Annotated in this window: 27 protein-coding genes, 1 tRNA gene and 1 other RNA gene; 12 read left to right on the top strand and 17 right to left on the bottom strand. The window is 62.9% G+C overall.

What is annotated here, in order from left to right; translation table 11 throughout:
- The first annotated feature begins 110 nt into the window (after window positions 1-110).
- From EP237_RS16525 to EP237_RS16510, 4 genes are all read left to right on the top strand, one after another.
- Window positions 111-1127 carry an amino acid ABC transporter substrate-binding protein gene (locus tag EP237_RS16525; RefSeq protein WP_127562011.1) on the top strand — a complete coding sequence of 339 codons (1017 nt, stop codon included), beginning with the start codon at window positions 111-113 and terminating at the stop codon, window positions 1125-1127.
- 149 nt (window positions 1128-1276) lie between these two features.
- Window positions 1277-2566 (top strand): amino acid ABC transporter permease, encoded by a 1290-nt coding sequence (locus tag EP237_RS16520; protein WP_127562010.1) that lies wholly within the window; start codon window positions 1277-1279, stop codon window positions 2564-2566.
- A 1-nt stretch (window position 2567) separates the two neighbouring features.
- The gene (locus tag EP237_RS16515) at window positions 2568-3869 is read left to right on the top strand and encodes an amino acid ABC transporter permease (RefSeq protein WP_127562009.1); all 1302 of its coding nucleotides are present in this window, start codon (window positions 2568-2570) and stop codon (window positions 3867-3869) included.
- Window positions 3870-3881: 12 nt separating this feature from the next.
- Window positions 3882-4685: an amino acid ABC transporter ATP-binding protein gene (locus EP237_RS16510; RefSeq protein WP_127562008.1), complete on the top strand. Its 804-nt coding sequence runs from the start codon at window positions 3882-3884 to the stop codon at window positions 4683-4685.
- Window positions 4686-4738: 53 nt separating this feature from the next.
- On the opposite strand, the gene EP237_RS16505 is transcribed toward EP237_RS16510, so the two are convergent.
- The 8 genes from EP237_RS16505 to ttcA form a co-directional block, all read right to left on the bottom strand.
- Window positions 4739-5242, bottom strand: a complete 504-nt coding sequence (locus EP237_RS16505; RefSeq protein WP_127562007.1) for a SixA phosphatase family protein — start codon at window positions 5240-5242, stop codon at window positions 4739-4741.
- Complete coding sequence (locus EP237_RS16500; protein ID WP_127562006.1) at window positions 5239-5877, bottom strand: ferredoxin; 639 nt, start codon at window positions 5875-5877, stop codon at window positions 5239-5241. The genes EP237_RS16505 and EP237_RS16500 overlap by 4 nt, the downstream gene beginning before the upstream one ends.
- A gap of 39 nt (window positions 5878-5916) precedes the next feature.
- Window positions 5917-6783, bottom strand: coding sequence for an acetylglutamate kinase (gene argB, locus EP237_RS16495; RefSeq protein WP_127562005.1), 867 nt, complete (start codon window positions 6781-6783; stop codon window positions 5917-5919).
- 57 nt (window positions 6784-6840) lie between these two features.
- On the bottom strand, window positions 6841-7491 hold the full coding sequence (gene yihA / locus EP237_RS16490; protein WP_127562004.1) for a ribosome biogenesis GTP-binding protein YihA/YsxC: 651 nt from the start codon (window positions 7489-7491) through the stop codon (window positions 6841-6843).
- A 2-nt stretch (window positions 7492-7493) separates the two neighbouring features.
- Window positions 7494-8231 (bottom strand): MOSC domain-containing protein, encoded by a 738-nt coding sequence (locus tag EP237_RS16485; protein ID WP_127562003.1) that lies wholly within the window; start codon window positions 8229-8231, stop codon window positions 7494-7496.
- A complete protein-coding gene (gene yidC / locus EP237_RS16480) occupies window positions 8231-10057 on the bottom strand; it encodes a membrane protein insertase YidC (RefSeq protein ID WP_127562002.1) in 1827 nt (608 codons plus the stop codon). Before yidC ends, EP237_RS16485 begins: the two co-directional genes overlap by 1 nt.
- Before the next feature lie 122 nt (window positions 10058-10179).
- Entirely contained in the window at window positions 10180-11730 is a 1551-nt protein-coding gene (locus tag EP237_RS16475) for a putative bifunctional diguanylate cyclase/phosphodiesterase (protein WP_127562001.1), read from the bottom strand.
- Window positions 11731-11813: 83 nt separating this feature from the next.
- Entirely contained in the window at window positions 11814-12665 is an 852-nt protein-coding gene (gene ttcA, locus EP237_RS16470; protein ID WP_127562000.1) for a tRNA 2-thiocytidine(32) synthetase TtcA, read from the bottom strand.
- Window positions 12666-12701: 36 nt separating this feature from the next.
- Between ttcA and EP237_RS16465 the strand changes: the two genes are divergently transcribed.
- Window positions 12702-13697 (top strand): alpha/beta hydrolase, encoded by a 996-nt coding sequence (locus EP237_RS16465; RefSeq protein ID WP_127561999.1) that lies wholly within the window; start codon window positions 12702-12704, stop codon window positions 13695-13697.
- Window positions 13698-13705: 8 nt separating this feature from the next.
- Here EP237_RS16465 and yidD read toward each other — a convergent pair whose 3' ends face one another.
- The 3 genes from yidD to rpmH form a co-directional block, all read right to left on the bottom strand.
- The gene (gene yidD / locus EP237_RS16460; protein WP_127561998.1) at window positions 13706-13972 is read right to left on the bottom strand and encodes a membrane protein insertion efficiency factor YidD; all 267 of its coding nucleotides are present in this window, start codon (window positions 13970-13972) and stop codon (window positions 13706-13708) included.
- Window positions 13969-14319 (bottom strand): ribonuclease P protein component, encoded by a 351-nt coding sequence (gene rnpA / locus EP237_RS16455; protein ID WP_127562065.1) that lies wholly within the window; start codon window positions 14317-14319, stop codon window positions 13969-13971. Before rnpA ends, yidD begins: the two co-directional genes overlap by 4 nt.
- A gap of 91 nt (window positions 14320-14410) precedes the next feature.
- Window positions 14411-14545: a 50S ribosomal protein L34 gene (gene rpmH, locus EP237_RS16450; protein ID WP_005980833.1), complete on the bottom strand. Its 135-nt coding sequence runs from the start codon at window positions 14543-14545 to the stop codon at window positions 14411-14413.
- A gap of 288 nt (window positions 14546-14833) precedes the next feature.
- Between rpmH and EP237_RS16445 the strand changes: the two genes are divergently transcribed.
- The 4 genes from EP237_RS16445 (at window position 14834) to EP237_RS16430 (ending at window position 18525) form a co-directional block, all read left to right on the top strand.
- A complete protein-coding gene (locus tag EP237_RS16445; RefSeq protein WP_127561997.1) occupies window positions 14834-15565 on the top strand; it encodes a TVP38/TMEM64 family protein in 732 nt (243 codons plus the stop codon).
- Window positions 15566-15568: 3 nt separating this feature from the next.
- The gene (locus tag EP237_RS16440; RefSeq protein WP_127561996.1) at window positions 15569-16981 is read left to right on the top strand and encodes a dihydrolipoyl dehydrogenase family protein; all 1413 of its coding nucleotides are present in this window, start codon (window positions 15569-15571) and stop codon (window positions 16979-16981) included.
- Window positions 16982-17012: 31 nt separating this feature from the next.
- Complete coding sequence (locus tag EP237_RS16435) at window positions 17013-18401, top strand: sensor histidine kinase (protein WP_127561995.1); 1389 nt, start codon at window positions 17013-17015, stop codon at window positions 18399-18401.
- Window positions 18402-18448: 47 nt separating this feature from the next.
- Window positions 18449-18525, top strand: a tRNA-Arg gene (locus tag EP237_RS16430).
- Window positions 18526-18603: 78 nt separating this feature from the next.
- Here EP237_RS16430 and recR read toward each other — a convergent pair.
- The 3 genes from recR to EP237_RS16415 form a co-directional block, all read right to left on the bottom strand.
- Window positions 18604-19203, bottom strand: coding sequence for a recombination mediator RecR (recR, locus tag EP237_RS16425; RefSeq protein WP_127561994.1), 600 nt, complete (start codon window positions 19201-19203; stop codon window positions 18604-18606).
- A gap of 15 nt (window positions 19204-19218) precedes the next feature.
- Window positions 19219-19563 carry a YbaB/EbfC family nucleoid-associated protein gene (locus EP237_RS16420; RefSeq protein ID WP_127561993.1) on the bottom strand — a complete coding sequence of 115 codons (345 nt, stop codon included), beginning with the start codon at window positions 19561-19563 and terminating at the stop codon, window positions 19219-19221.
- A 73-nt stretch (window positions 19564-19636) separates the two neighbouring features.
- Window positions 19637-21376, bottom strand: a complete 1740-nt coding sequence (locus tag EP237_RS16415; RefSeq protein ID WP_127561992.1) for a DNA polymerase III subunit gamma/tau — start codon at window positions 21374-21376, stop codon at window positions 19637-19639.
- A gap of 357 nt (window positions 21377-21733) precedes the next feature.
- On the opposite strand from EP237_RS16415, the gene EP237_RS16410 reads away from it, so the two are divergent.
- The 3 genes from EP237_RS16410 to EP237_RS16400 are packed head-to-tail and all read left to right on the top strand — an operon-like array spanning window position 21734 to window position 24082.
- Entirely contained in the window at window positions 21734-23272 is a 1539-nt protein-coding gene (locus EP237_RS16410) for an ankyrin repeat domain-containing protein (RefSeq protein WP_127561991.1), read from the top strand.
- 27 nt (window positions 23273-23299) lie between these two features.
- A complete protein-coding gene (locus EP237_RS16405) occupies window positions 23300-23755 on the top strand; it encodes a protein-tyrosine phosphatase family protein (RefSeq protein ID WP_240661673.1) in 456 nt (151 codons plus the stop codon).
- Between the two features lie 9 nt (window positions 23756-23764).
- Window positions 23765-24082 (top strand): hypothetical protein, encoded by a 318-nt coding sequence (locus EP237_RS16400; protein ID WP_127561989.1) that lies wholly within the window; start codon window positions 23765-23767, stop codon window positions 24080-24082.
- 6 nt (window positions 24083-24088) lie between these two features.
- On the opposite strand, the gene rsgA is transcribed toward EP237_RS16400, so the two are convergent.
- The 3 genes from rsgA to EP237_RS16385 all read right to left on the bottom strand — a co-directional run.
- Window positions 24089-25129, bottom strand: coding sequence for a ribosome small subunit-dependent GTPase A (rsgA, locus tag EP237_RS16395; protein WP_127561988.1), 1041 nt, complete (start codon window positions 25127-25129; stop codon window positions 24089-24091).
- 156 nt (window positions 25130-25285) lie between these two features.
- Window positions 25286-25384, bottom strand: an RNA gene (gene ffs / locus EP237_RS16390) — signal recognition particle sRNA small type.
- A 114-nt stretch (window positions 25385-25498) separates the two neighbouring features.
- A partial coding sequence (locus tag EP237_RS16385) for a transposase (protein ID WP_164744738.1) occupies window positions 25499-25704 on the bottom strand: 206 nt, incomplete at its 5' end.

Raw genomic sequence — 25704 nt, 5'->3', positions numbered from 1 at the left:
CCCAATTAAAGGGCGGGGGCTGGTGCCGATGGCGTTTGCCCCTCCCAATTCAAGGGCCTCAATGGCCGAACAAGTCGCCCAAAAGGGCGAACCATCAGGAAGAGGTAAACATGAAAAAATCCGTTCTTCTCGGCACGCTTGCCGTGGCAGGTCTTGCAGCTGGTGCTGTGTCCGCGCAGACGCTGGACGAAGTCCGCGCGCGTGGTGCACTGAACTGCGGCGTGACCACTGGCCTCGTCGGCTTCGCGGCGCCCGATGCAAACGGTGAATGGGAAGGCTTCGACGTTGGCGTTTGTCGCGCTGTCGCCGCTGCCGTTCTCGGCGACTCCACCGCTGTGAACTTCGTCCCCACCACCGGTCAGACCCGCTTCACCGCGCTGGCCTCCGGCGAAATTGACATGCTGGCCCGGAACACCACCTGGACCTTCAGCCGTGACGTCGACCTGCGTTTCGAATTCACCGGCATCAACTACTATGACGGTCAGGGCTTCATGGTTCCCCGTGAACTGGGCGTGTCCTCGGCCATGGAACTGGACGGCGCGACCGTTTGTATCCAGACCGGCACCACCACCGAGCTCAACCTGGCTGACTTCTTCAGCTCCAACAACATGAGCTACGAGCCGGTTCCGATCGAAACCAACGCAGAAGCGCAGCAGCAGTATCTGGCTGGCGCCTGCGACGTGTACACCACCGACGCATCCGGTCTGGCCGCAACCCGCGCCACTTTCGAAGATCCGTCGGCACACGTGGTTCTGCCGGAAATCATCTCGAAAGAGCCGCTCGGCCCGCTCGTCCGTCATGGTGACAACGAATGGGGCGACATCGTCCGCTGGACGCTGAACGCTCTGATCGCGGCAGAAGAACTTGGCGTGACCTCGGCAAACGTGGCTGAACTGGCCGCCGGCACCGAGAACCCGGAAATCAACCGTCTGCTCGGCTCCGAAGGCGACCTGGGCGGTATGCTCGGCCTGTCCTCCGACTGGGCGGCAAACGCGATTTCCTCCGTCGGCAACTACGGTGAACTCTTTGAAGGCAACATCGGTGAGAACACCCCGATCGGTCTGGCGCGTGGTCTGAACGCCCAGTGGACCGATGGCGGTCTGCTCTACTCGCCGCCGTTCCGCTAAGGAATAGCCGGAATTGGGGGGCGCGGCATTGCCGCGCCCTTCTTCCAATTGCGCCTCACCAAGTACTGACCATGCGACCGGACCACCTGTCATACAGGTGAATGGGGGGTCGTGGGTCGCTCCTCCAGCGACAGTCGGGGTTGCCAAACATGTCATCAGCAACAAACCCACCGGCCGAGTCCTTCCGACTTAGCCAACTTATCTACGACACCCGGTATCGGTCCATGACCATTCAGGTTGTCGCCTTCGCCCTCATTCTTGCGGCGATCTGGTTCCTGGGACGGAACATCGTTCACAATCTTGAAGAGCTCGGGAAAGATTTCAACTTCGCCTTCCTGAACTCTCGCGCCGGTTACGATATCAACCAGCGCCTCATCGAATACTCGAATGACTCCACCCACGGGCGCGCCGCGCTTGTCGGTATTCTCAATACGCTTCTTGTTGCCTTTCTGGGCTGCATCCTGGCCACCATCCTCGGCGTCATCGCCGGTGTTCTGCGCCTGTCGAAGAACTGGATCGTCGGCCGCCTGATGACCGTCTATGTCGAAGGCTTCCGCAACATCCCGCTGCTGCTGTGGATCATCCTGATCTTCGCGGTCATGACCGAAGCCACCCCGCAACCGCGAGACTTCCGCGGGGAGGATGCGGAAGCGTCGATGATCCTCGGAGACAGCGTCGCTGTCACGAACCGCGGGATCTATGTGCCCAATGTCGTCTTTACCCGCTCGCTTGGCGGCAATGAAATGACCGAAGCGGCAGATGGCGTCGAAGCTGCGATCATCCCGTCGGCCGTTGCGATGGACTGGCTGCTTGTACTGGTTCTGCTTGTTGGCGGCGTCCTTGCGTCAAAGGCAATTGGACGTTGGGCCACCAAGACGCAGGAGGCGACGGGCATCAGGCCACCAGCCACGTTGTGGATGCAGATCGGGGTGATCCTCGGGCCGTTTGTTCTGGTCATGATCGCCCTTGGTGCAACGCTGGATCTTCCCGAACTAAGGGGCTTCAACTTCTCTGGCGGCATCCATATGCGGAACTCGCTGATTGCCCTTTGGTTCGCGCTGTCGCTTTACACTGGCGCATTCATCGCCGAGATTGTCCGGGCGGGCATCCTGGCCGTCAGCAGGGGCCAGACCGAGGCGGCGTTTGCCCTGGGCCTGCGTCCGAACCGGACGATGAATCTGGTGATCCTGCCGCAGGCGATGCGGGTGATCATTCCACCGCTCATCTCGCAATATCTGAACCTGACCAAGAACAGCTCGCTCGCCATCGCCGTGGGCTACATGGATGTTCGCTCCACCCTCGGGGGGATCACGATCAACCAGACCGGCCGAGAGCTGGAGGGCATGCTGCTTTTGGGTCTGTTCTACCTTGTGACCTCGCTGGTCATCTCGGGCGCGATGAACATCTACAACAATTCCGTCAAGCTGAAGGAGCGGTGATATGACAAATACACCTTCATTTGTCCGCACCCAGATGCTGGACCCCAAGGATCCGCCGATCACCGAGAAGGGTGCGGTGAAGTGGATCAGGGAAAACCTGTTCTCGGGCTGGCTGAACACGATCCTGACCATCGTGTCGCTTTACGTGATCTACTGGGTGCTGGCGCATATCCTGCCCTGGTCGGTCGGTGGAATCTGGAACGCGGAATCCCTGACGGAATGCCGTGAAATCCGCGATGCATCGGGTATCGGATATGACGTGGCCTGTTGGGCGGTGATCGCGGATCGCTGGCATCAGCTCTTGTTCGGCTTCTATCCGTCAGAGCTCTACTGGCGTCCGATCCTGGCGCTGATCCTGTTCGGTGTCGCCATTGCCCCGATCCTGTTCGACACGGCCCCGCGCAAGCTGCTGATCGTGACGGCTATCATGCCCTTCGCGGCCTATTGGCTGCTGTGGGGCGGCACGATCTGGGGTCCGCTTGTGACGGCCCTCGGGTTCGTCATCGGTTGGGCGGTTCTGACCTACGGCGCCGCCACGCTCGGGGCGCTTGGTGCAACCATCGGGGCCATCGTGGTGCCGCTTCTGTACTGGCTGCTCGTCGCCGGTCCGCTGAGCGGCATTCTGGGTGCCGCACTTCCCATCGGGATCGAAGCGGTGCCTTCCGATCGCTTCGGCGGCTTCATGCTGGCCATCGTGATCGGTGTCGCAGGTATCGTCATGTCGCTGCCTCTGGGCATCTTCCTGGCGCTTGGCCGTCAGTCTGACCTGTTCATCATCAACAAGTGCTCGGTCATCTTCATCGAGGTCATCCGGGGCGTTCCCCTGATCGTGTGGCTGTTCACGGCATCGCTGCTGCTGAACTACTTCCTGCCGCCGGGAACCAACTTCGACCTGATGTTGCGGGTGATCATCATGGTGACGCTCTTCTCCTCGGCCTATATCGCCGAGGTGGTCCGTGGGGGGCTCGCCGCCCTGCCGCGCGGCCAGTATGAGGGCGCCGACAGCCTTGGGCTCGACTACTGGCAGTCCATGCAGCTGATCATCCTGCCGCAGGCGCTGAAGATTTCCATCCCCGGGATCGTGTCCACCTTCATCGGGCTGTTCAAGGATACCACGCTTGTGGTGTTCATCGGCCTTCTGGACCCGATTGGCCTGTCCAACGCAATTCGCGCGGACTCGGCCTGGAACGGTATCTACTGGGAACTGTTCATCTTCATCGGCCTGTGCTTCTTCATCTTCTGTTTTTCCATGTCCCGCTACTCTCAGTGGCTTGAGCGCAAGCTCAACACCGGGCATCGCTAAGGAGACGTCCAAATGACTGACGCTCAAACTTCCGCTATCCAGAACCGCGAAATCGACCGGTCCCATATGAAAGTCTCTGACGAGGTCGCGATCGACATCTCGGGGATGAACAAGTGGTACGGCACTTTCCACGTGCTGCGCGACATCGACCTGACGGTGTATCGTGGCGAACGGATCGTGATCTGTGGTCCCTCGGGGTCCGGCAAATCCACCCTGATCCGCTGCATCAACGCGCTGGAAGAACACCAGCAGGGCAAGATCGTGGTGGACGGAACCGAACTGTCGAACGACCTGAAGAACATCGACAAGATCCGGTCCGAGGTTGGCATGTGCTTCCAGCACTTCAACCTGTTCCCGCACCTGACGATCCTGGAAAACTGCACGCTGGCCCCGATCTGGGTGCGCAAGACGCCCAAGAAGGAAGCCGAGGAAACGGCGATGCATTTCCTTGAAAAGGTGAAGATCCCGGAACAGGCCGACAAGTACCCCGGCCAGTTGTCCGGTGGTCAGCAGCAGCGTGTGGCGATTGCCCGCTCGCTCTGCATGCGTCCGCGCATCATGCTGTTCGACGAACCCACCTCGGCGCTTGACCCCGAGATGATCAAGGAAGTGCTCGACACCATGATCGAGCTGGCCGAGGAAGGCATGACCATGCTCTGCGTGACCCACGAGATGGGCTTCGCACGGCAGGTCGCCAACCGGGTCATCTTCATGGACGCGGGCCAGATCGTGGAACAGAACGAACCGGAAGAGTTCTTCACCAATCCGCAGTCTGACCGGACCAAGCTGTTCCTCAGCCAGATCCTCGGCCACTGAGCCGACCGACAGCACTCAAAGAGGCCCCCGTGGATCGCGGGGGCCTTTTTCGTTCAGGGCAGGTCGTGGGGTGTAACGAAGTCCAGCAGCTTTCCACTGCCCCACTGAACATCGCGCCAGTCGGATTCGTCGCAATCCACCACCAGCGTGGCGCAGGTCGGGAAGTCGGCGAACCGCGCGTTCATTGGCTTGCTGAACAGCAGCCTCTCGGCAAACTCGGCCATACCGGGGTTATGGCCGATGATCATGTGGGTCATCGCGTAAGAACCGCGCGTATAGGCCAGAAGCGTATCTGCCGATGCATGATAGAGCTTTTCAGCGGTGTTGACCTTGGGGCGCCCGCCAATGGTTGTCGCAATGCCTTGCCATGTTTCCTGCGCCCGGCGCGCGGATGACACCGTGACCTTGTCGGGCACATAGCCCTTGTCCTGCAGCCACTGACCGATCCGCGGCGCATCACGCTGCCCGCGCGCGTTAAGGGGGCGGTCATGGTCGTCCAGCATCGGGTCGCCCCAGTCGGATTTTGCGTGACGGGTCAGGATCAGGGTCAGGCTCATTTGTGAAAATGCCTCATGTGATGGGCGGTCTGGGCTGGGTCTCGGCCAAAGCGTTGGCTGATGGGGCAGGCGCGGCGCACAAGGCAGCCGCGGGTCAGGCAGTCGGCACCCTCGGGGCTGTCCAGGTGGGCGTGACAGGCCGGAACGTCATAGGGCTGTGGCCCAAGCGCCCCGACGGGGCAGGCGGTCAGGCAGGGTTGGGCGCAGTCCGCGCAGGGGGAGCTGGCCTGTAAGGCGGGTAAGTCAAGTTGACCGGGCAGCAGCACCGCACCTCGGATCGAAATCATCATGCCAGCGGTGTCATGCACCAGCATCCCCACGGGCGAGGGCCAGGCGCGGCCGGTGCGGGTGGCCCATCGGATGAACGGGGCGTAGGGTGGGCCGCCAAAGGGGAAGTGGGCGGTGCCGCCAAGCGTGCTTGCCAGCGCGCCGATGACCCGGGTGGACCAGCGGTCCATTGGATCGGGGCCGGAAAACTCTGGCTGGTTCTGAAAATGCGCCCAGAAGCCGGGTTCCAGCGGCGAGAGCAGAACCATGGTGCCGGAGGCGCAGCCATCCTCAGGCGTCGCGTGGAACGCGCCGAAGATATCCAGGAAATGCGGAGCGGCGAGCGCCTGAATCGCGGTGAGGTCCATGCGGGAAACTCTGCGTCCGCGCGGGGCACTTGGCAAGTGTCAGGCGCGGATCATGCTGCCTGCGCCGTGGGCGGTAAAGAGTTCCAGCAAAACGGCGTTGTTGACGCGCCCGTCAACGATGGTGCAGGCGCGCACGCCGTTGCGTACTGCGTTCACGGCGGTTTCGGTCTTGGGGATCATGCCACCCGCGATGACGCCATCGGCTGTCATCTGTTCAACCTCGGTCGCGGACAGCTGGGTCAGCACTTCGCCCGCCGCGTTCTTGACGCCCGCCACATCGGTCAGCAGCAGCAGTCGGTCGGCCTTCAGCGCCGCCGCGATGGCACCCGCCGCCGTGTCACCGTTGATGTTGTAGGTTTCGCCCGCGCGGCCCGCGCCAAGCGGGGCCACGACTGGGATCATATCGTCCTCGAAAAGGTTCAGCAGCACGGCGGGATCGACCTCTGCCGGTTCACCGACGAAGCCCAGTTCCGGGTCGGAGGGATCGCAGATCATCAGGTTCGCGTCCTTGCCCGACAGACCCACGGCGCGGCCACCTTGCGCGTTGATCGCCTGCACGATGCGCTTGTTGACCATGCCCGACAGCACCATCTCGACCACGTCCACCGTGGCGGCATCGGTCACCCGCTTGCCTTTGACGAATTCCGATTTCACGCCAAGCTTGGCCAGCATTTCGTTGATCATCGGGCCGCCGCCATGGACGATCACCGGGTTCATGCCCACCTGGCGCAACAGCACCATATCGCGGGCAAAGCTGGCCATCGCGTCTTCGTCACCCATGGCGTGACCGCCGAACTTGATGACCACGACCGCATCGTTATAGCGCTGCATGTAGGGCAGCGCTTCGGACAGGGTGCGGGCGGTGGCAGCGTAGTCGCGGGTGGTCATGGTCACTTGTTTCTTCATGGATCGGACCCTCTGGTCACATCTTGTTAGGGCTTGGGCGCGCGTCGCTCAAGGGCTTCAGATGATGCCGGCGATAATGGCGCGCAAGGTGGGGATGCCAACGCCCTTTTCGGACGAGGTCGCCACGATCTCGGGGTAGGCCGCCGGATGTTTGGCTAGCGCGCCGCGCACCTGATCCAGCAGGCCGGGCATATCCGCCTGCTTGATCTTGTCGGCCTTGGTCAGCACCACCTGGAAGGGCACGGCCGAGCGGTCGAGCAGGTCCATGATCTCTTCATCGACGGCTTTCACCCCGTGACGGCTGTCGATCAGTACAAAGGCGCGGCGCAGATTGGCGCGGCCCGACAGATAGGCCTTGAGCAGCCGCTGCCATTTCTCGACCACCTTCACCGGCGCATTGGCGAAGCCATAGCCGGGCAGGTCCACCAGATAATGACTGTCGGCGATGGTGAAGAAGTTGATTTCCTGCGTGCGGCCCGGTGTGTTCGAGGCGCGGGCCAAGGCCTTGCGCCCCGTCACGGCGTTGATCAGCGTGGATTTGCCCACGTTGGACCGACCCGCGAAGCAGACCTCGATCTTGTCACCGGGCGGCATGCCGTCCATGGCGACGACACCTTTGAGGAACTCGGACCCCGCTGCAAACAGAAGACGGCCCTTCTCGGCTTCTTCCGTTTCGGGTTTCGGGGCCAGGGGAAAGCGGATTTCCATTCTCAGATCACCTCTGCCAGATCGCCAAGCGCGATATCGCCCGAGGTCACGACCTCGCCATAGACGCAGAATTCGCGGTCGTCGTTCAGCACGCTCAGCGTATCGGCGTCACGTTTGCCGGTATCGGGGTTCGTCGTGGTGGCCATGCAGCGCACCACCGGTTCGCGAATGGCAATCTCGGCGCTGCCAATGCGGATCGTCTTGCCGATCAGGTCCAACTCTTCCCACGGGGCCCAGCCATCCACCCAGATATTGGCGCGCCAGCGGCGGGGCGACAGGCTCTGACCCAGTTTCTGTTCCACAACGCGGTGCGAGGCCATGTTGCCGATGCTGACAGAGGGGAAATCGGTGTCGGTCATGCCGCGTCCGGGCACCCGCACGATCCGCTGCGACTGCGCGCGCTTGGGATCCATCAGAGGTTTGGTCCAGTCAATCAGCGCTTGCGGATCTTGATCCGGGCGAAAGGTCAGGTCGGGCAGGTCGGGATGGGTGAGAGTGACGGTCTCGGTTGCTTCATCGAGGCGCGCCTCGATGGCCATCAACCCGGGCAGCTTCGCGCCGATCGAGAAATTCACGAAAGAGGCCCATGCGCTGCCGTCGGTCTTGGCGGCGTCATGGGCGACGGCCCAGACCCTGTCCCACGGAAAACACATGCCCGCGGTCAGGCGGGCATGTGTCAGGGCTTCGCGCCCGTGGCTCTTGATCGGGTGACGCCAGAGCGCCTCAACCTTGGCTGTCATCACTCTGATTTCTTTTTGCGATTGAAGCTTTTGCGAATATTGCCGAACACGTCCGGCTTATGCCCGTGGCTGCGCATGATGATGTATTGCTGAGTGAAGGTGATCGTATTGTTGGTGATCCAGTAGACGATCAACCCGCTGGCAAAGCTGCCAAGCATGAACATGAAGACCCAGGGCATCCAGGCAAAGATCATCTGCTGGGTCGGGTCGGTGGGGGCCGGGTTCAGCTTTTGCTGCAGCCACATCGAGATGCCAAGCAGAATGGGCAGGATGCCGATGAAGATCAGCGCCATGATGCTGCCCGGTTCCGGCGTGCCCCAGGGCAGCAGGCCGAAGAGGTTGTAGATCGAACTGGTGTCGGGGGCAGACAGGTCATTCAGCCAGCCGAAGAACGGCGCATGGCGCAGTTCCAGCGTGACGAAGATCACCTTGTAAAGCGAGAAGAAGATCGGGATCTGCAGAAGGATCGGCAAACAGCCCGAGGCGGGGTTCACCTTGTTCTTCTTGTAGAGCTCCATCATCCCCTTCTGCATCGCCTCACGGTCGTCGCCGGCGCGTTCCTTCAGCTTTTCCATCTCTGGCTGAAGTTCCTTCATCTTCGCCATCGAGACATAGGACCGATACGCCAGCGGGAAGAGGATCGCCTTGATCAGCAGGGTCAGCGCGATGATGGCGATGCCCATATTGCCGATCAGCGCGTGCAGGTTGTGCAGCAGCCAGAAGATCGGCTTGGTCAGGAAGTAGAACCAGCCCCAGTCGATGGAATCGAGGAACCCGTCGATGCCTTCCTCGTTTTCGTAGCGGCGGATGGTTTCCCATTCCTTGGCGCCGGCGAAGAGGCGCGTGGTGGATTCCGCGGTTTCACCCGGGGCGACGGTCACGGCGGGCAGGCGCGCCTCGGTCTGGTAGATCTCGGACCCGGGCACATAGCGCGAGACGGCGGTGAAGGGCTGACCGGATCCGGGGACCAGCGTGGTCATCCAGTATTTGTCGGTGAAGCCGATCCAGCCGGATTCGGTCACTTCCGTCACCTCGGCCTGCGCGCCTTCGCGCTGGACGAAATCCATGTCGGCCATGCCGTCATAGTCGAGCTCGTTCAGGGTGCCGTCAGAGTTCTGAACGACGCCTTCATGCAGAATGAAGAAATTCTGCAGGTCTTCGGGCAGGCCATGGCGGGCAACGATGCCATAGGGTGCAAGGCGCACATCCGTATCGCCGGTGTTTTCCACCGTCTGGGTGACAGTGAACAGGTAATCCTCATCGACCGAGATGGTGCGGCGGAAGATCAGACCATTGCCATTGTCCCACCGCAGGGTCACAGGGGTCTCGACGGTCAGCGATTGGCCCTCTTCCAGCTCCCAGGGCGTGTTCGATCCCGGCACCTGATCGTAATCGAGCGATCCGCCCGGGGTCCAACCATAGAGCGCGTAATAGGCACCGGCCTCGCCAACGGGCGACAGCAGCCGGACATTGTCGGAGGTCTCGTCCAGCGTCTCGCGGTAGTTGCGCAGCAGCAGGTCGTCGAGGCGGCCACCGGTCAGCGCGATGGAGCCGTAGAGCGACGGGGTGTCGATTTCGATCCGCGGGGATTCAACCAGTGCCTCCGGGGCGTCTTCGGCTACGGTGCCATCGGCGGTGCCCGCGGCGGGCGGAACCAGAGCGACTTCGTTGCCGTTTTCATCGACAATCGAAACGGCAGCCGGATCATTGGCCGCAGGGTCGACGGCCGGTTCCTCGGGTGGGAACATGATCGACCACAGCAGAATGACACCCATGCTGAGCGCCATTGCAAGAATGAGGTTCTTGTTCTGGTTCTGATCTTGCATGCCCGCGTATCCAGCCTTGGTTGAAGTCACGCAGGTTCAACAGACTGAGGCTGGAAAGGTCAAGCGGTTTTCCCGGTTCTTTGGGCCTTCCGCGCGGTTTGGCCCCGCATTGACGCGGTGATTTACCCTGCGCGGCGACCGATCCGGGGGGTCTTGGCCAGCCCGGCGGTATAGGTCCGGACCCAGGCGACCGTGTCCTCGAAGGGCATCGGGCGGGCGATGATGTAGCCTTGCAGGTGATCGCAGCCAAGTTGCGCGACGACGCTGCGTTCCCCGGGGGTTTCCACGCCTTCGGCGACGGTGGCCACGTTCAACCGCTCTGCCAGCGCGAGGATGCCCGCAACAACAGCGCGCTGCGTGGAATCCTGATCCAGCCTGGTGACGAAACTGCGGTCGATCTTGATGCGGTTCACGCGAAAGCGGCGGATGTTGGCGATGGAACTTTGGCCGGTGCCGAAATCATCGAGATCGAGATTGAACCCATGCGCGCCCATCTGCTCGATATTGCGCAGGATCACGTCATCGTCCGATTGGGCCGCCACGGTTTCGAGAATCTCGACGGTCAGGCGCGCGGGCCGCAGGTCGAACCGGTCCGCCTCCCATTTCAGGCGGTCGGCAAGCGTCGGGTCGCGCAACTCTTCGGCCGAGAAATTGACCGCCACCGAGGGGACCGCGCAGCCCGCCATGTCCCATTCCTGGATCGCCCGCAGGGATTGCACCAGGATGCATTCACCCAAGCGCCCCATGCAGCCGGCATCCGCCACCGCAGGCAGGAAATCGGCAGGGGTCAGAACACCCGCCTCTGGATGGTGCCAGCGCGCCAGGGCCTCGAACCCGGTCACCGCGCCGGTATCGGCGCTGACCTGTGGCTGAAACCAGGGCCGGATATCGCCTGCAGCGAGGGCTTCTTCCACATCTTCGGCCAAGCCGTGGCGCAGTTGAGAGCTGGACTTGATCCGATCCGAATAGCCACGCACGCCCCCCGGGCCATGCCGCCGCGCCTCGATCAGGGCCGTCAACGCCGCGTCAAGCAGGCAGGTGGAGCCGCCGAAATCGGCTTGCGCCGGGGTCGCGAAGCCGACGGATACCGTGGGGTGCGCGGCGGCCCCGGCGATGGCAATCGGTTCAGACAGCGCCTTCTGCAACCGATCCACAAGCGACATCACGATATCGAGCTTTACGGAGGCAACCGGGTGCAGAGTGATCGCGAACCTGCCTTCACCGATACAGGCAACGATGTCGCCCCGGCGCACCGTCGTCAGAACCCGATCCGCCGTGCGGCGCAGAATGCGGTCGCTGGCCTCGCTGCCCCAACGGGCCGCGAGGTCGGGGAAATCGTCGATCTCGGCTACAAGGCACGCCGTGGAATGCGCTTTTGCCTCGGCTTCGCTCAGCGTGGTTTCCAACGCGACAAGAAAAGATTCGCGCATTGGCAACCCGGTCTTTCCGTCCAGTGGAACATCATCGCCCGCGCCCTTTCCATGCGGGCGCATCGCCTGCAAAGCCAGCAGACCGGGCAGCAGGAAGGAGGTAGCGAAAATCACCTCCGGCGCGCCCATCCAGAAGGCCAGCAAAGCCAGCGCCGGGAAAACCGCCAGCACTTCGATCCGCGACAGGCCCCTGCGAATGTTCTGGGCAAGGGAATCCAACCGGGGAAACATCGGGACATTCATGGCAGCCTCTCAACCTGGCAATTCGGTCAACGGTGCCTTCACCGCTACGCCAAACTGCCTGACAGGCTGTTAACACCCCGCGCTCAGTCCTTCGGATTTGTGTCGACTTGTTCCGAACGCGTCAGTCCGGCGAAGTCGAACAACGCCGGATCGAGCAGATGCGAGGGCCGCGCATTCATCAGCGCCGAGAACATCTTGCCGCGCCGTCCGGGGCTGCGGGTTTCCCATTCGTCCAGCAGCTTCTTGATTTGCTGGCGCTGCAACCCGTCCTGCGATCCACACAGATCACAGGGGATGATGGGGTAGTTCATGGCGGTGGCGAATTTCTCGCAATCGGCCTCGGCCACATGGGCCAGTGGGCGATAGACGAAAAGATCGCCCTCGTCGTTCAATAGCTTCGGCGGCATCGTCGCCAGCTTGCCACCATGGAAGAGATTGAGGAAAAATGTCTCCAGAATATCGTCGCGGTGATGGCCCAGAACCACGGCGGAGCAGCCTTCCTCACGTGCGATTCGATAAAGGTTGCCGCGCCGCAGGCGAGAACAGAGCGCGCAATAGGTCCGTCCGGCGGGCACCTTGTCCATGACGATGGAATAGGTGTCCTGATATTCGATCCGGTGCTCCACGCCCATTTTTGACAGGAACTCTGGCAGCACCGTCGCGGGGAAGCCCGGCTGGCCCTGATCCAGATTGCAGGCCAGCAGGTCGACCGGCAGCAGCCCGCGCCATTTCAGCTCGGTCAAGGCCGCGAGCAGCGTGTAGCTGTCCTTGCCGCCCGACAGACACACCAACCAGCGTGCGCCGCGTTCGATCATGCCGTAGCGGTCGATCGCTTCGCGGGTCTCGCGGATGATCCGCTTGCGCAGCTTCTTGAACTCGGTCGTGTTCGGCGCGCCGTTGAACAGCGGGTGGATGTCGTCGGATTCGTCTAGCATCGGGGGCCTCCGGTTGCGGGTCCGCATCTACGCGGAATGCCCCGGACAGGCAATGATTTTGGCATCTGGGCGATTCGGGTGCATGATTGGCTGATTGACCAGTTTGCCATTCAAGGACGCCTGATGATTTACGCCATGACCACCCGCAGCTACGTGGATGGAGCCTTCACCAGAAAGCCCGGTGTGACGCGCTATCTGAAAGTCGAGAAGATCGGGGCGGGTTACGCGGTGCAGATCCTGCCGTTGGACACATGGCTGGCCGAGGTGCTGGCGGTGGCGGGTGGACATGGCGTGCTGCTGCATGTCCATGGCTTCAATCTGGAACAGCATGAGACGCTCACCCGACATGAACTGATCGCCGCCGGGCTGGCGCAGCATGGATTTGGCGGCGTCGTGGTCAGTTTCGACTGGCCCACCAACGGTGCACTGTTCGACTACCGGCAGGATCGGGCGGATGCCCACACGGTGGCGCCGCAACTGGTGCTGGATGGCATCGCCGTGCTGCGCATGGCCGCGCCGGGGATTAGCCTCGACATCATGGCCCATTCCATGGGGTCACTGGTGACGCGTCACGCGTTCCATCGGGTGGTGGAGCTGGGCAAGGCCGGGGCAGTCGATATCTCGGTCGGTCAGGTTCTGCTGGTTGCGGCCGATATTGCGGCCAAGTCCATGAAGATCGGTGCAAAGAAATCCGCAGCGCTCTATGCCCACGCAGACCGGATCACCAACTACTATAGCCGCGCCGACGAGGTGTTGAGCCTGTCGCAATGGTACAGGCTGTTTCAGGCGCAGAGGCTGGGGTTCGAGGGGATGCCGGACAGTGTGCCGCCGGGCCATGCGGATGTGTATGTGCAGCACTACTACAACGCGCATAAGCATGACTGGCCGAACACGCCCTCGATCTCGCACAACTGGCACTTCCTGGACGATCAGTTTTACCGCGATGCTGCCCTTGTGTTGGCGGGCCATCCGGCGGCAACCATGCCGACGCGCGCGCCGACGAACGAGGGCAATCAGGCGCTGATCGGGTAGGTCGCGCCCTATTGATCGGCGTCCCGAGGCTTGCAGCAGGCGTCGGGACCACCGGGTCTCGGGACCGGGTCATAGCCATCCGAACCCCAGGGATGGCAGCGGCCAATCCGTTTGGCAGCGAGCCATGAACCCTTGATCGCCCCATGCTTTTGCAGGGCCTCCAGCGCGTAGGCCGAACAGGTAGGCTGATAGCGGCAGTTGAATCCCACCCATGGGCTGAAGATCAGCCGGTAGGTCCGGATAGGCAAAGCGAAGAGATGGGCCAGCGGGGTCACTTGTGGATCTTCCTCAACGCGCGGGACAGGTCCTTGACCATGTCTTCCATAGGGCGGGCGGCGGTTTCATTGGCGCGGCCAATCAACACGTAATCCCAGCCGGGCCGCCCTTCAAGCGGCAGGATGGCACGGGCGATTTCGCGTAGGCGGCGTTTGGCCCGGTTGCGGGCGACCGCATTGCCGACCTTCTTGGAACAGGTGAACCCCACGCGCACCAGATCGGGCGGCACGCCCTCATCGTCCCGCCTCAACCGGGCCTGCACCAGAAAGGCGGGCGCGGGCGCGCGGGCAGCCCGCGCGGCGCGCAGGAAATCGGGGCGTTTGGTCAGGATCTCGACAGTGGGCAAGGGCGGTCCCTCAAACACGAAAAGCCCCCGGGGCCTGGGGCCGAAGGGGGCTCATCAACCGGGCCCGAAGACCCGGCGCTGCATCACGCGATTATGCGCTGAGCGACTTCCGGCCGCGGGCGCGGCGGGCGTTCAGGATCTTGCGGCCGGCTTTGGTGGCCATGCGGGCGCGAAAGCCGTGGCGACGCTTGCGGACCAGGTTCGACGGCTGGTAGGTGCGTTTCATCTGTCTCGTTTCCTTGTCATCAAGGCCGGATGCAGGCAAGGCCCATGCATCGACAGCCGGAGAATCCGTATGAGGCCCGGGCAATAGGCCCTCATGCCCCCCATGTCAACAAGTCCGAGGCCCTGAAAACCCGGTTTGAAACATCGGGGGTGCAGATTCCTTCAAGCCGCGCCTTATCATGACATATTTCCCCCGTTTCCGTCACGCGCGATCAACGCCGCGTGAAGGGGCTGTTGCTGCGCGAGGGGAGCACGCATGTTGAGGTCAGCCACGCAGATCGGACCTGACATGAGCCAAGCAACAACAGAACCCGGATCGAAGGTCAGCCGCCTTCTGCCCATTCTTGTCCTGATCCTCGGGTTTGCTACCGGTTTCTACTTCTTTCGGGACTACCTGAGCTTCGAGGCGCTGCGCCACAACCGCGAAGCGCTGCTCGCTTTCCGCGATTCGCATTATGGGGCAATGGTGGCGGCCTATATGGTGATCTATGTCCTGATCGTGGCGTTCTCATTGCCGGGTGCGACGCCCGCCACGCTGACGGGCGGGTTTCTGTTCGGCCTCTTCCCCGGTGTGATTTTCGTCCTGTTCTCTGCCACCTTTGGCGCAACGATCATCTTCCTCGCCGCACGGCTTGGCTTTGGCAGCGCATTGTCGGCGCGGATGGATACGTCCTCCGGCCTCGTTCGGCGGATCAGCGAGGGCATCCATGAAAACGAGCTGTCGATGCTGTTCCTGATCCGGCTGGTGCCGGTGGTGCCCTTCTTCGTGGCCAATCTGTTGCCTGCGATGGTTGGCGTCAGCCTGCATCGCTATGTCTTCACCACCTTCTTCGGGATTATGCCGGGCACGGCGGTCTATACATGGGTAGGGGCAGGTCTGGGCGAGGTCTTTGCCCGTGGTGAAACACCGAACCTGTCGATCATCTTCGACCCGTCAATCCTCGGCCCCATTCTGGGGCTTTGTGCCCTCGCGGCGCTTCCCATTCTCATCAAGGCCCTGCGCGGCCAGAAAGGGCTCTGACCCATGAACCGGATCAAGACCGATATCTGCGTGATCGGGGCGGGCAGCGGCGGGCTGTCAGTGGCTGCGGGCGCTGTCCAGATGGGCGCTGATGTGGTGCTGCTGGAGGGCCACAAGATGGGTGGCGACTGCCTGAACTATGGCTGTGTGCCCTCCAAGGCGCTGCTGGCAGCGGGGCACAAGGCCCATGTGATGGGGCAGGGGGCGTTCGGTGTGACGGCGGGGGCGGTTTCGGCCGACTATGCCGCCGCCAAGGATCATGTCGCGGCGACCATCGCCGCCATTGAACCCCATGACAGTCAGGAGCGGTTCGAAGGACTTGGCGTCAAGGTCATCCGCGAATTTGGCCGTTTCACCGGTCATGACACGGTGCAGGCAGGCGAAACCGAGATCACCGCGCGCCGCTTTGTCATCGCCACGGGCTCGCGCCCTTTCGTGCCTCCGATTCCGGGGCTTGCGGACGTGCCTTACCTGACCAATGAAACCATCTTCGAGCTGCGCGACAAGCCCGAACATCTGATCGTCATTGGCGGCGGTCCCATCGGGATGGAACTGGCTCAGGCGCATCGGCGGCTCGGGTGCGAGGTGACGGTTCTGGAAGGAGTCAAAGCGCTGGGCAAGGATGACCCGGAACTGGCGGCGATTGCGCTGGAAACCCTGCGGGCCGAGGGTATCCGGATCATCGAAGGCGCGATGGTGTCGGAGGTTTCGGGCAGCGAAGGCACAATAGCCGTCACTACCGAAGACGGCACTCGGCACGAAGGCACCCATCTACTGGTTGCCGTTGGACGCACGGTCAATATCGACCAGCTCGACCTGCACAAGGCCGGGGTGGAGAGCGCAGGCGGCGGGGTGAAGGTCGATGCCTCTCTCCGCTCCCCCACCAACCGCAGGGTATATGCCATCGGGGATGCCGCCGGTGGCCTGCAATTCACCCATGTCGCGGGCTACCACGCAGGTGTGATCATCCGGCAGATGCTGATGGCGCTGCCGTCCAGGGCGCGGACTGACCATATCCCCTGGGCCACCTATACGGACCCGGAACTGGCGCAGGTCGGTCTGACCGAGGCCGAGGCCCGCGAGGCCCATGGCAAGAAGCTGACCGTTGTCCGCGTCCCCTATTCCGGCAATGACCGCGCGATTGCCACCGGCCAGACCACCGGGCTGATCAAGGTCATGGTGGTCAAGGGGCGGCCCGTCGGGGCCTCTATCGTCGGCGCGCAGGCGGGCGAGTTGATCCAGCTCTGGGCGATCGCCATTGCCAACAAGCTGAAAATGGGCGCTATTGCCGCGATGGTTGCCCCCTATCCGACACTGGGAGAGATTAACAAACGGGCCGCGGGCGCCTATTTTAGCCTCAAACTGTTCGGCAGTCCCTGGGTCAAGCGGATCGTGCGCCTTGTGCAGCGGTTCTGAGCCCGGCGACGAGGGAAGGTAGACAAACCGCGTGCTCAATTCGCTCTCAGGCCGATTGCTGATCCTGACCGTCATCTTCGTGATGCTGGCAGAGATCATGATCTTCGTGCCATCCATCGCGCGGTTCCGGGAAGACTACCTGCTCGCGCGGATCGAACGGGCGCAGATCGCCTCTCTGGCGCTGCTGGCCGACGACGCGATGATGATCGACGAGGCGCTGGAGCAGGAGCTGCTGGACAATGCGGGCGTCCTGAACGTGGTTCTGAGGCGCGATGCGGTCAGCCAGCTGGTTCTGTCGGTGGACCGCATCCCGCCGATTGCCGGGCAGTATGACCTGCGCGATGCATCGGCCTGGGTGCTGATCCGTGACGCCATGCTGCGGCTGGCAGAGCCTGAAAACCAGGTGATCCGTGTCTATGGCAACCCGGTGCAGGATGCGGGCATGCTGATTGACGTGACGCTCTACACCGCGCCGATGCGGGATGCGATGATCGACTACGGGCTGCGCATTCTGCTGCTGTCGGCCGTGATCTCGGTCATCACCGCGATGATGCTGTTCTTCGCGGCCCGCCATGCCATCGTGATGCCGATCCAGCGGGTGATCGATTCGATGCGTGCCTATTCCGAGAAGCCGGAGGACGCGACCCGGATCATCCAGCCGTCAGCCGGCGTGACGGAACTCCACACCGCAGAGGAGACACTGCAAAAGCTGCAAACCCAGTTGACCGCATCGCTGAAACAACGCGAGCGTCTGGCGCAACTGGGCGAGGCTGTGGCCAAGATCAGCCATGACCTGCGCAATATCCTGACGGTCGCCACTCTGATGGCGGACCGGCTGGAGGGCTCGGACGACCCGACCGTGCAACGCACCGCGCCCAAGCTGTTGTCGTCGTTGGCCCGCGCGGTGAACCTGTGCGAAGGCACTCTGGCCTTTGGCCGCGCCGAAGAGCCGCCACCGGCGCTGTCCCGGTTCGAGCTTGGCCCGCTTCTGCAGGATGTTGTCGAGCAGGAGCAATTGGCCGTTCCTGATGATGCGGTACAGATTGAAGCCAGCTGCGCGCATGGGATGATCGTGCGTGCCGATTCCGAGCAGCTGTATCGCGTGCTTGGCAATCTCTTGCGCAACGCGCGGCAGGCGATCGCAACCAGCGGCAAGCCGGGCCGGATCACGCTGGAAGGTTTTGAAGATCTCGAAGGCTGGGTGATCCGCGTCACCGATACCGGCCCGGGCCTGCCGAAACGGGCGCTCGACCATCTGTTCCAGCCCTTTCAGGGCGGCACGCGCAAAGGTGGCAGCGGGTTGGGGCTGGCCATTGCGGCCGAGCTGATCCGCGGCCATGGCGGACGGCTGGACTTGAAGCAGACCAGCCCGGAGGGAACCGTCTTCGAAATCCATCTGCCTGCCGGGCAAAAAGTCTGATTTCGTACTTGCACCGGTCCGAGGACATGTCTAAACACCGCCCTCACGCGCTGGTAGCTCAGTTGGATAGAGTACTTGACTACGAATCAAGGGGTCGGGGGTTCGAATCCTCCCCAGCGCGCCATTGAAAAGGCTCAGCGACTGATCGCTGAGCCTTTTCCTGTTTCTGGCGCCCCGTAACAGGCCCTGCCATTGGCGAGTTTCAAAACGCCTTTCGGGCGCGCAGCGCGGCCGAGATGGTTCCGTCGTCGAGATAGTCCAGTTCTCCGCCCACGGGCACGCCCTGCGCCAGAGAAGAGACAGTAACACCGCTGCCCTCCAGCTCTCCGGCGATATAGTGGGCCGTTGTCTGACCATCCACGGTTGCGTTGAGCGCGAGGATGATTTCGCTGACGCCATCTGACCGGATCCGGTCGAGCAGTTTGGGAATGCGCAGCTCGTCAGGGCCCACGTCATCCAGCGCCGACAGGGTGCCGCCCAGCACGTGATAGCGGCCCTTGAACGCATGGCCGCGCTCCATGGCCCAAAGATCCGCCACATCCTCGACCACGCAAATCTGCCCATTTGCACGCTCGCTGTTAGAGCAGATCGAGCAGGTGTCAGACGTGCCGATATTGCCACAGGTCAGGCATTCGCGCGCCGTGGCTGCGACGCCCGTCATGGCATCGGCCAGCGGCTGCATCAGCAGGGCACGTTTCTTGATCAGGTGCAGCACAGCACGACGGGCCGACCGGGGACCGAGCCCCGGCAGCTTGGCCATGATGTCGATCAGGGCCTCGATATCTTCGGTGCCGCCTGCCATGCGCCGGGGGCGCCCTCAGAAGGGCAGCTTCATGCCTTCGGGCAGGTTCAGCCCTTCGGTCAACTTGGCCATCTCCCGCTGGCTGCGGTCAGCGGCCTTGGCCTGCGCGTCCTTGATCGCGGCAAGGATCAGGTCTTCGACCACTTCCTTTTCATTGGGATCGAAAATCGAGGGGTCGATATTCAGTGCCGTCAGTTCACCCTTGCAGGTCGCGGTTGCCCGCACCAGTCCCGCGCCGGATTCGCCTTCGACGGTCATGGTGGCGAGGCTTTCCTGCATCTCGGCCATCTTGCCCTGCATTTCCTGCGCCTGTTTCATGATCTTGGCCATATCGCCAAGCTGGCCCAATCCTTTCAGCATAACGTCTCTCCTACGGAGTTATCATCGGTTCCCGCCTAGATACGGTCGGCGGTCGTGGCAGGCAAGGTGGCTCTCAATCCTCTTCGAACGGGTCCCATTCGTCCTCGACCTCGGGCAGCGCTTGCAGTTCGGCCTCTGCATCCAGCTCCGCCCGGCTGCGGATTTCGGTGATCTTCGCCTGCGGGAAGGCCGCCAGAACCGCCTGCATCATCGGATGCTGCCGCGCCGCGTCTTCCAGTTCGCGGGTCTTGGCGTTCTCCACCTCTTCGATGGTTTCGCCACCGCCCTCATTGGCCAGTGTCACCGTCCAGCGCGCGCCGGTCCAGTTCTTGAGGCTTTGCGCGAGCCGGGGGGCGAGATCTCTGGGCGCGCGGTCCGTCGGTTGAAATGTGATGCGACCGGGCGCATAGGACACGAGGCGGACGCAGGTCTTTACCTCGATCAGCAGTTTGATATCGCGGTTCGACTCGATCAACGCCACGACCGTATCGAAATTGTGGTAGTGGGCGAGCGCGGTTTCCGGGGCCTCGGCCAGCGCCGTCACTGCGCCACCGGACGGGCCACGCGGGGCAGATGCACGGGGCGCGGGGGTGCTGCCACCCTGCGGGGCATGCGCATGGCCGCCAACGCCACCTGAGGGCGGCGGGGTCATGTCCTTGAGCTTGCGCACAAGGTCTTCCGGCGGGGGCAGATCGGCCACATGGGTCAGGCGGATGATCGCCATTTCGGCAGCCATCATCGCGTTTGGGGCGAGCGAGACCTCCTCCAGCGCCTTCAGCAGCATCTGCCAGGCCCGCGCCAGCACCCGCATCGACAGCTTCTGCGCCAGCGCCTGTCCGCGGGTGCGTTCATCGGGGCCGATGGTGGGATCGTTCACCGCCTCGGGTGTGATGTTGATGACTGACAGCCAATGGGTCAGTTCCGCCAGATCGCGCAGCACCGCCATCGGGTCGGCCCCGTCGGCATATTGCGCGCCCAGTTCATCGAGCGCGCCGGCCGCATCGCCCGACATGACCTTTTCAAACAGGTCCATGACCCGGCCGCGATCCGCCAGCCCCAGCATGGCGCGGACCTGGTCGGCGGTGGTTTCGCCCGCGCCATGGGAAATCGCCTGGTCCATCAGGCTCATCGCATCGCGGACCGAGCCTTCGGCAGCCCGCGTGATCAGCGCCAGCGCATCCTCGTTGATCTCGGCGCCTTCCTTCTGTGCCACGCCCTGAAGATGGGCGATCATCACCTCTGGCTCGATCCGGCGCAGGTCGAAGCGCTGGCAGCGCGACAGGACCGTGACCGGAACCTTGCGAATCTCGGTAGTGGCGAAAATGAACTTCACATGGGCGGGCGGTTCTTCCAGCGTCTTCAAGAGCGCGTTGAAAGCGCTGTTCGAGAGCATGTGAACCTCGTCGATGATATAGACCTTGTAGCGCGCCGAGGCGGCCCGGTAATGCACGCTTTCGATGATCTCGCGGATGTCGCCCACGCCGGTATGGCTGGCGGCGTCCATTTCGATCACGTCCACATGGCGGCCTTCGGCAATGGCCTTGCAATGTTCGCAGGTGCCGCAAGGGTCGGTGGTGGGGGTGCCGGTGCCGTCGGGGCCAATACAATTCAGACCCTTGGCTACGATCCGCGCCGTCGTGGTTTTGCCGGTGCCGCGAATGCCCGTCAGGATGAAGGCCTGCGCGATCCGGTCCGCCGCGAAGGCGTTCTTCAGGGTGCGCACCATCGCCTCCTGCCCGATCAGATCGGCAAAGCTGGCGGGCCGGTATTTGCGGGCCAGAACCTGATAGCCTGTGCTTTTGGTCTCGGACATGGTGCCTCGCGTCGGGATGGATCCTGGGCAGGTTAGAGGGTTTTGTCCGGGGGGTGAACAGCGAGTTTGCCCTTGTGCGTGTGGAGAGGGCAGGACGCCTCCGGCGGGAGTATTTGGGCCAAGAAGAAGGGGCAGGGTGCCGCGTTAAGGTTAACGGATAGGGAGTTGTGGTTTGGTAACCATGATGGGCTTGGCGAGGCGGACGCTGTGAGCTAGGGTTGTCCTGCCGCAAGGGGCGGCATCCAGGTCCGCGGAAAGCCGTCATCGGCGCCCCTCAATGATCGGAAGACCGAGCATATCGGATTTTCTCATGCCCGGATCAGCGGACCGGCGGGCGTTATCGTGAGGAAACCGACGATGAAATCCCTCGACCAGTTGCGCCGTGACGCCAAGGCGTTGCGCAAGGCCCATAAGGCCAATGATCCGCTGGCCCTGCAACGGCTGAAAGTGCATCCGCCGCGCAGTGACGGCTCTGACCTGAAACATGCCGACTATCTGCATGTTATTGCCCGGGAAACCGGCTTTGCCAGCTGGCCCGCGCTGAAGGACGCGCAGGAGATGCAGGGGCTCGATCGGGCCGCGAAGCTGCAGAAGCTGAAGATCGCGCTGGCCCATGGACAGAATGCCCGGGTGGACCGGTTGCTGGCGGACACGCCGGACCTCGCGGATGGGGTCTTCGGGTTGCAGGTGGCGCTGCTGAACCGCGAGGCCGTGGAACGCATGCTTGCCGAAGACCCAGACCGCGCGACACGGGTCGTGGCGCATCAGTCGCCCCTGTGTTTCCTGGCTTTTTCAAAGCGGTTGCAGGCGCAGCCCGACCGTGTCAGCGATATGCTCGCCATTGCCGAGATGCTTTTGGCTCATGGGGCCGATGTGAACGATGGCCGCCCGGTCAGCCCGGATAGCGATCACCGCCTGTCGGTGCTTTATGGGGCTATTGGTCATGCGGATAACATGGTTCTGGGGCGGTGGCTGCTGGACAACGGGGCCGATCCAAATGATGGCGAGTCGCTTTACCATGCGACCGAGCTTGGGCATCACGACGGGCTCAGGATGTTGCTGGAGGCCGGGGCCGATCCGAAGGGCACCAATGCGCTGCTCAGGGCCATGGACTTCAACGACCATCAGGCGGTGCGGATGCTGCTTGATCACGGCGGAAGGGCCGATGATTTCGATGGCACCCATGTGGGGGGCGAAGCGCCCTGGGTGGTTCCGGCCCTGCATCAGGCGGCGCGGCGGATGTGCGATGCGGAGATGATCGACCTGCTGTTGGAGGCAGGTGCCGATCCGGGCCGGGTGTTCGAGGGCTGCACCGCCTATGGCTACGCGCGGGTGTTCGGCAATGTCGGTCTGGCACGGGCCATTGAGGCGCGGGGCGAGGTGCCTGAGCTGACGGCGGAGGAAAAGCTGCTTGCCATGGCGGTGGACGGGCAGGTGCCCGCGGGCGTCTACATCGACCCGGCGAAGCTGCCAGAGGCCTATCGCAACATCATCCGCATGATTCTGCACCTTCCGGGCAAGTTGGACCATGTGAAGCGGCTGGTTGCCATGGGGGTGGAATATGACCGCCCCGATTCCGAGGGGCTGACCCCGGTTCAGGTCGCAGGGTGGGAAGGGCTGCCCGAGGTGATGGGCTATCTTTTGTCGCTCAAACCAGACCTGTCCCATGTGAATGGCTATGGGGGCACGCTTCTGTCGACCATCCTGCACGGGGCCGACAACTGTCCGGACCGCGCTGAAAGGGACTATATCGGATGCCTGACGCTGGCGCTGGAACAGGGGGTTGCCCTGCCGCGTGCGGCCATAGACTTTGCCAATGAGGATGAGATCGCGGATTTTCTGGAAAGTTGGGCCGAAGATCATCCCGGTGCGGTGGTGGATTACGGAGCGTTCTGAACGATGTCGGACTTCGCGATTGCTGACATGACTCTCGGGGGAGGGATGCTTGGCATCTGTCCCCTGCCGGGCCGGTTCCGTGACTATGGGACTGATCTGGCCACCGTGCTGGCCTGGCGACCCGACGTTGTCCTGACGATGACCACTTTGGCGGAACTGGAGCGTCACGGGGCGGCTCGGCTCGGTCAGGATCTGGCGGGGCATGGGGTGGCATGGCACCCTCTGCCGGTGGAGGATTTCGGGAGTCCTTCCGGTGAGGTGGAGGCTGCTTGGCCAGATCTTGTGCCTTTGCTGGCGCGGGGCGGCCGGGTGCTGGCCCATTGCTATGGCGGCTGCGGGCGGTCCGGCATGGCGCTGCTGCGGATCATGGTCGAAGCGGGTGAAACAGGACCGGAGGCCCTGAACCGGTTGCGTGAAGTGCGTCCCTGCGCGGTGGAAACGCAAGCGCAGATGGAGTGGGCTTTTGCTGGAAAGATGCGCTAGGCTTCTTGCATGACCACACCGGACCGCCACATTGCCCTGAAACTTCTGTTGCTGATCTGGGCGATCATCATGGGTATCTCGGTGTTCGGCTACGCGTTGACCGACCCTGAGGGCGACGGGTTCGCGCGCGGTATGAACAGGGTGGTCAGTTTCCTCAGCTGGCAAATCGCGGGGCTCGTTCTGGCGCTTGTTTGCCTGTTCCTGCGTGCAGCGGTGGACCGGGGCCGACCCCTGCGCTGGCTTGCGCTGGTGCCGGCCCTTGTGGCGGGGGCGCAGGTGCTGGCCTTCGTGGCGATGTACCTTGCAGCCTCCTCCGTTGTGCTCTGACCCAGGTCAGCGCCGGTAGCGGTCCTTGTCCTGCTTCACGCTCTTGATGAGCTTGGCGAAGCTTTTGTCCCGTGCGCGGGCCTCAGCCAGCGTTCGAGAATTGCGGGCGTCCTCGGCTTGCAGCTTGCGCCAGCGATTCAACCGGTCCGCATCCACTTGCCTCGCCTCGATGGCCGCGCGGATGGCGCAACCCGGTTCGGTCTCATGCGCGCAATCGGAGAAACGGCAGCTCTGCGCCAGATCGTCCAGATCAGAAAACACCGAATCCACGCCTTCGCGCGCATCCGACAGGCGCAAGGCACGCATGCCGGGCGTGTCGATCAACCAGCCGCCTGCGCGAGTTCGATGCAAGCCCCGCGCGGTGGTTGTGTGACGGCCCTTGGCGTCGTCCTCGCGAATGCCTGCGGTGGCAACGTCGCTGCCGGTCAGCGCATTGGACAGGGTGGATTTTCCAACGCCCGAGGACCCAACCAAAGCCAGCGTCTGCCCGCCCTTGCACCATGGCGCCAGAAGCGTGGCATCTTCCGGGTCCGTGGCGTTCAGCGCCAGTGCCGTCACGAGCGGGGACAGACGTTCCGCCCGACGGACATAGCTGCGCGGGTCGTCCGTCTGATCGGCCTTGGTCAGGATCACCAGCGGCAGGCACCCGGCACTGGCGGCAAGCGCCAGATACCGTTCCAGCCGGGCCTCGTTGAAATCGTCATTGCAGGAGCTGACGATGCCGAGCGTATCGACATTGGCGGCAATCAGCTGCCTTTCCGCCCCGGTGCCTGCCGCACGCCGGGTCAGTTCCGTCAGCGGATCGAGGCGGCGGGTCACCTTCTGGCCGGTCGGGTCGGTCAGCACCCAATCGCCAACGGCGAACTGGCCGGTGGTCTTGTCTGAGGGCGGCACCAGAAGGTGCTCCCCCTCCGGGGATAGCCCCGTCAACCGGTCGCGCGCGACCGAGGACAGGCGACAGGCATGGGTGGAGTGCGCAGGATCATCGGCGATCTGCGCGGTGAAATGGGCCGACCATCCGAGGTCGGCAAGAGTCAGGTGTTTCAATGGTCTGGTTCCCGGAACACACGTAAGAAAAGCCCCAAGGGGCGGTTCGCTTTACGGCCGGGCGGACGGTGCCTGGGTCAGATCGTCTGACGGGTCAGGCAGCGCGGGCCCGGAGGGATGTGACAATATCCATGAATCCTCCGGTGGCTGGTGTGTTGGTGAGAGGCTGGACATCGACCCAAGCGGGGCTCGTTGTGGCTGCTACCTTCCGGTCCTGACCAGGTTGGCGAGGCGCTTGCCCGCGCCAACCTCTCGACTCGGGATGTAGGCGATCTGAGACCGTTTCGCAAGGGCAGGGCTTCCCCGATTGCGCGCCATGGCNGATCCATTTCCCGGCCGAGCAGTGTGTTGGTTCCGCCCGTCAAAGGGCTAGGCCACCGACTCATAAACGCGCAACCAGATGCGAGTGGCGGCGAGTTTGACGAGGGCGAGGAAGTTGGCGTCGTGTTTCTCGTATCTGGTCGCGACCGCCCTGTAATGCTTGAGTTTTGAGAAGAAGCGCTCGATCCGGTTGCGGCGGCGGTAGGCGTTTCGGTCCAGTGACGGCGGCGCAGATCGGCGTGGGATCGGGCGGA

Source organism: Nioella ostreopsis (assembly GCF_004000255.1).
Taxonomy (GTDB): domain Bacteria; phylum Pseudomonadota; class Alphaproteobacteria; order Rhodobacterales; family Rhodobacteraceae; genus Nioella; species Nioella ostreopsis.
This window is presented reverse-complemented; position numbering and strand designations above follow the sequence as displayed.

Coding starts and splice junctions, on each gene's coding strand:
- EP237_RS16525 (WP_127562011.1), top strand. CDS start 111: ATGAAAAAATCCGTTCTTCTCGGCACGCTTGCCGTGGCAGGTCTTGCA.
- EP237_RS16520 (WP_127562010.1), top strand. CDS start 1,277: ATGTCATCAGCAACAAACCCACCGGCCGAGTCCTTCCGACTTAGCCAA.
- EP237_RS16515 (WP_127562009.1), top strand. CDS start 2,568: ATGACAAATACACCTTCATTTGTCCGCACCCAGATGCTGGACCCCAAG.
- EP237_RS16510 (WP_127562008.1), top strand. CDS start 3,882: ATGACTGACGCTCAAACTTCCGCTATCCAGAACCGCGAAATCGACCGG.
- EP237_RS16505 (WP_127562007.1), bottom strand. CDS start 5,242: ATGAGCCTGACCCTGATCCTGACCCGTCACGCAAAATCCGACTGGGGC.
- EP237_RS16500 (WP_127562006.1), bottom strand. CDS start 5,877: ATGGACCTCACCGCGATTCAGGCGCTCGCCGCTCCGCATTTCCTGGAT.
- argB (WP_127562005.1), bottom strand. CDS start 6,783: ATGAAGAAACAAGTGACCATGACCACCCGCGACTACGCTGCCACCGCC.
- yihA (WP_127562004.1), bottom strand. CDS start 7,491: ATGGAAATCCGCTTTCCCCTGGCCCCGAAACCCGAAACGGAAGAAGCC.
- EP237_RS16485 (WP_127562003.1), bottom strand. CDS start 8,231: ATGACAGCCAAGGTTGAGGCGCTCTGGCGTCACCCGATCAAGAGCCAC.
- yidC (WP_127562002.1), bottom strand. CDS start 10,057: ATGCAAGATCAGAACCAGAACAAGAACCTCATTCTTGCAATGGCGCTC.
- EP237_RS16475 (WP_127562001.1), bottom strand. CDS start 11,730: ATGAATGTCCCGATGTTTCCCCGGTTGGATTCCCTTGCCCAGAACATT.
- ttcA (WP_127562000.1), bottom strand. CDS start 12,665: ATGCTAGACGAATCCGACGACATCCACCCGCTGTTCAACGGCGCGCCG.
- EP237_RS16465 (WP_127561999.1), top strand. CDS start 12,702: ATGCCCCGGACAGGCAATGATTTTGGCATCTGGGCGATTCGGGTGCAT.
- rpmH (WP_005980833.1), bottom strand. CDS start 14,545: ATGAAACGCACCTACCAGCCGTCGAACCTGGTCCGCAAGCGTCGCCAC.
- EP237_RS16445 (WP_127561997.1), top strand. CDS start 14,834: ATGAGCCAAGCAACAACAGAACCCGGATCGAAGGTCAGCCGCCTTCTG.
- EP237_RS16440 (WP_127561996.1), top strand. CDS start 15,569: ATGAACCGGATCAAGACCGATATCTGCGTGATCGGGGCGGGCAGCGGC.
- recR (WP_127561994.1), bottom strand. CDS start 19,203: ATGGCAGGCGGCACCGAAGATATCGAGGCCCTGATCGACATCATGGCC.
- EP237_RS16420 (WP_127561993.1), bottom strand. CDS start 19,563: ATGCTGAAAGGATTGGGCCAGCTTGGCGATATGGCCAAGATCATGAAA.
- EP237_RS16415 (WP_127561992.1), bottom strand. CDS start 21,376: ATGTCCGAGACCAAAAGCACAGGCTATCAGGTTCTGGCCCGCAAATAC.
- EP237_RS16410 (WP_127561991.1), top strand. CDS start 21,734: ATGAAATCCCTCGACCAGTTGCGCCGTGACGCCAAGGCGTTGCGCAAG.
- EP237_RS16405 (WP_240661673.1), top strand. CDS start 23,300: ATGACTCTCGGGGGAGGGATGCTTGGCATCTGTCCCCTGCCGGGCCGG.
- EP237_RS16400 (WP_127561989.1), top strand. CDS start 23,765: ATGACCACACCGGACCGCCACATTGCCCTGAAACTTCTGTTGCTGATC.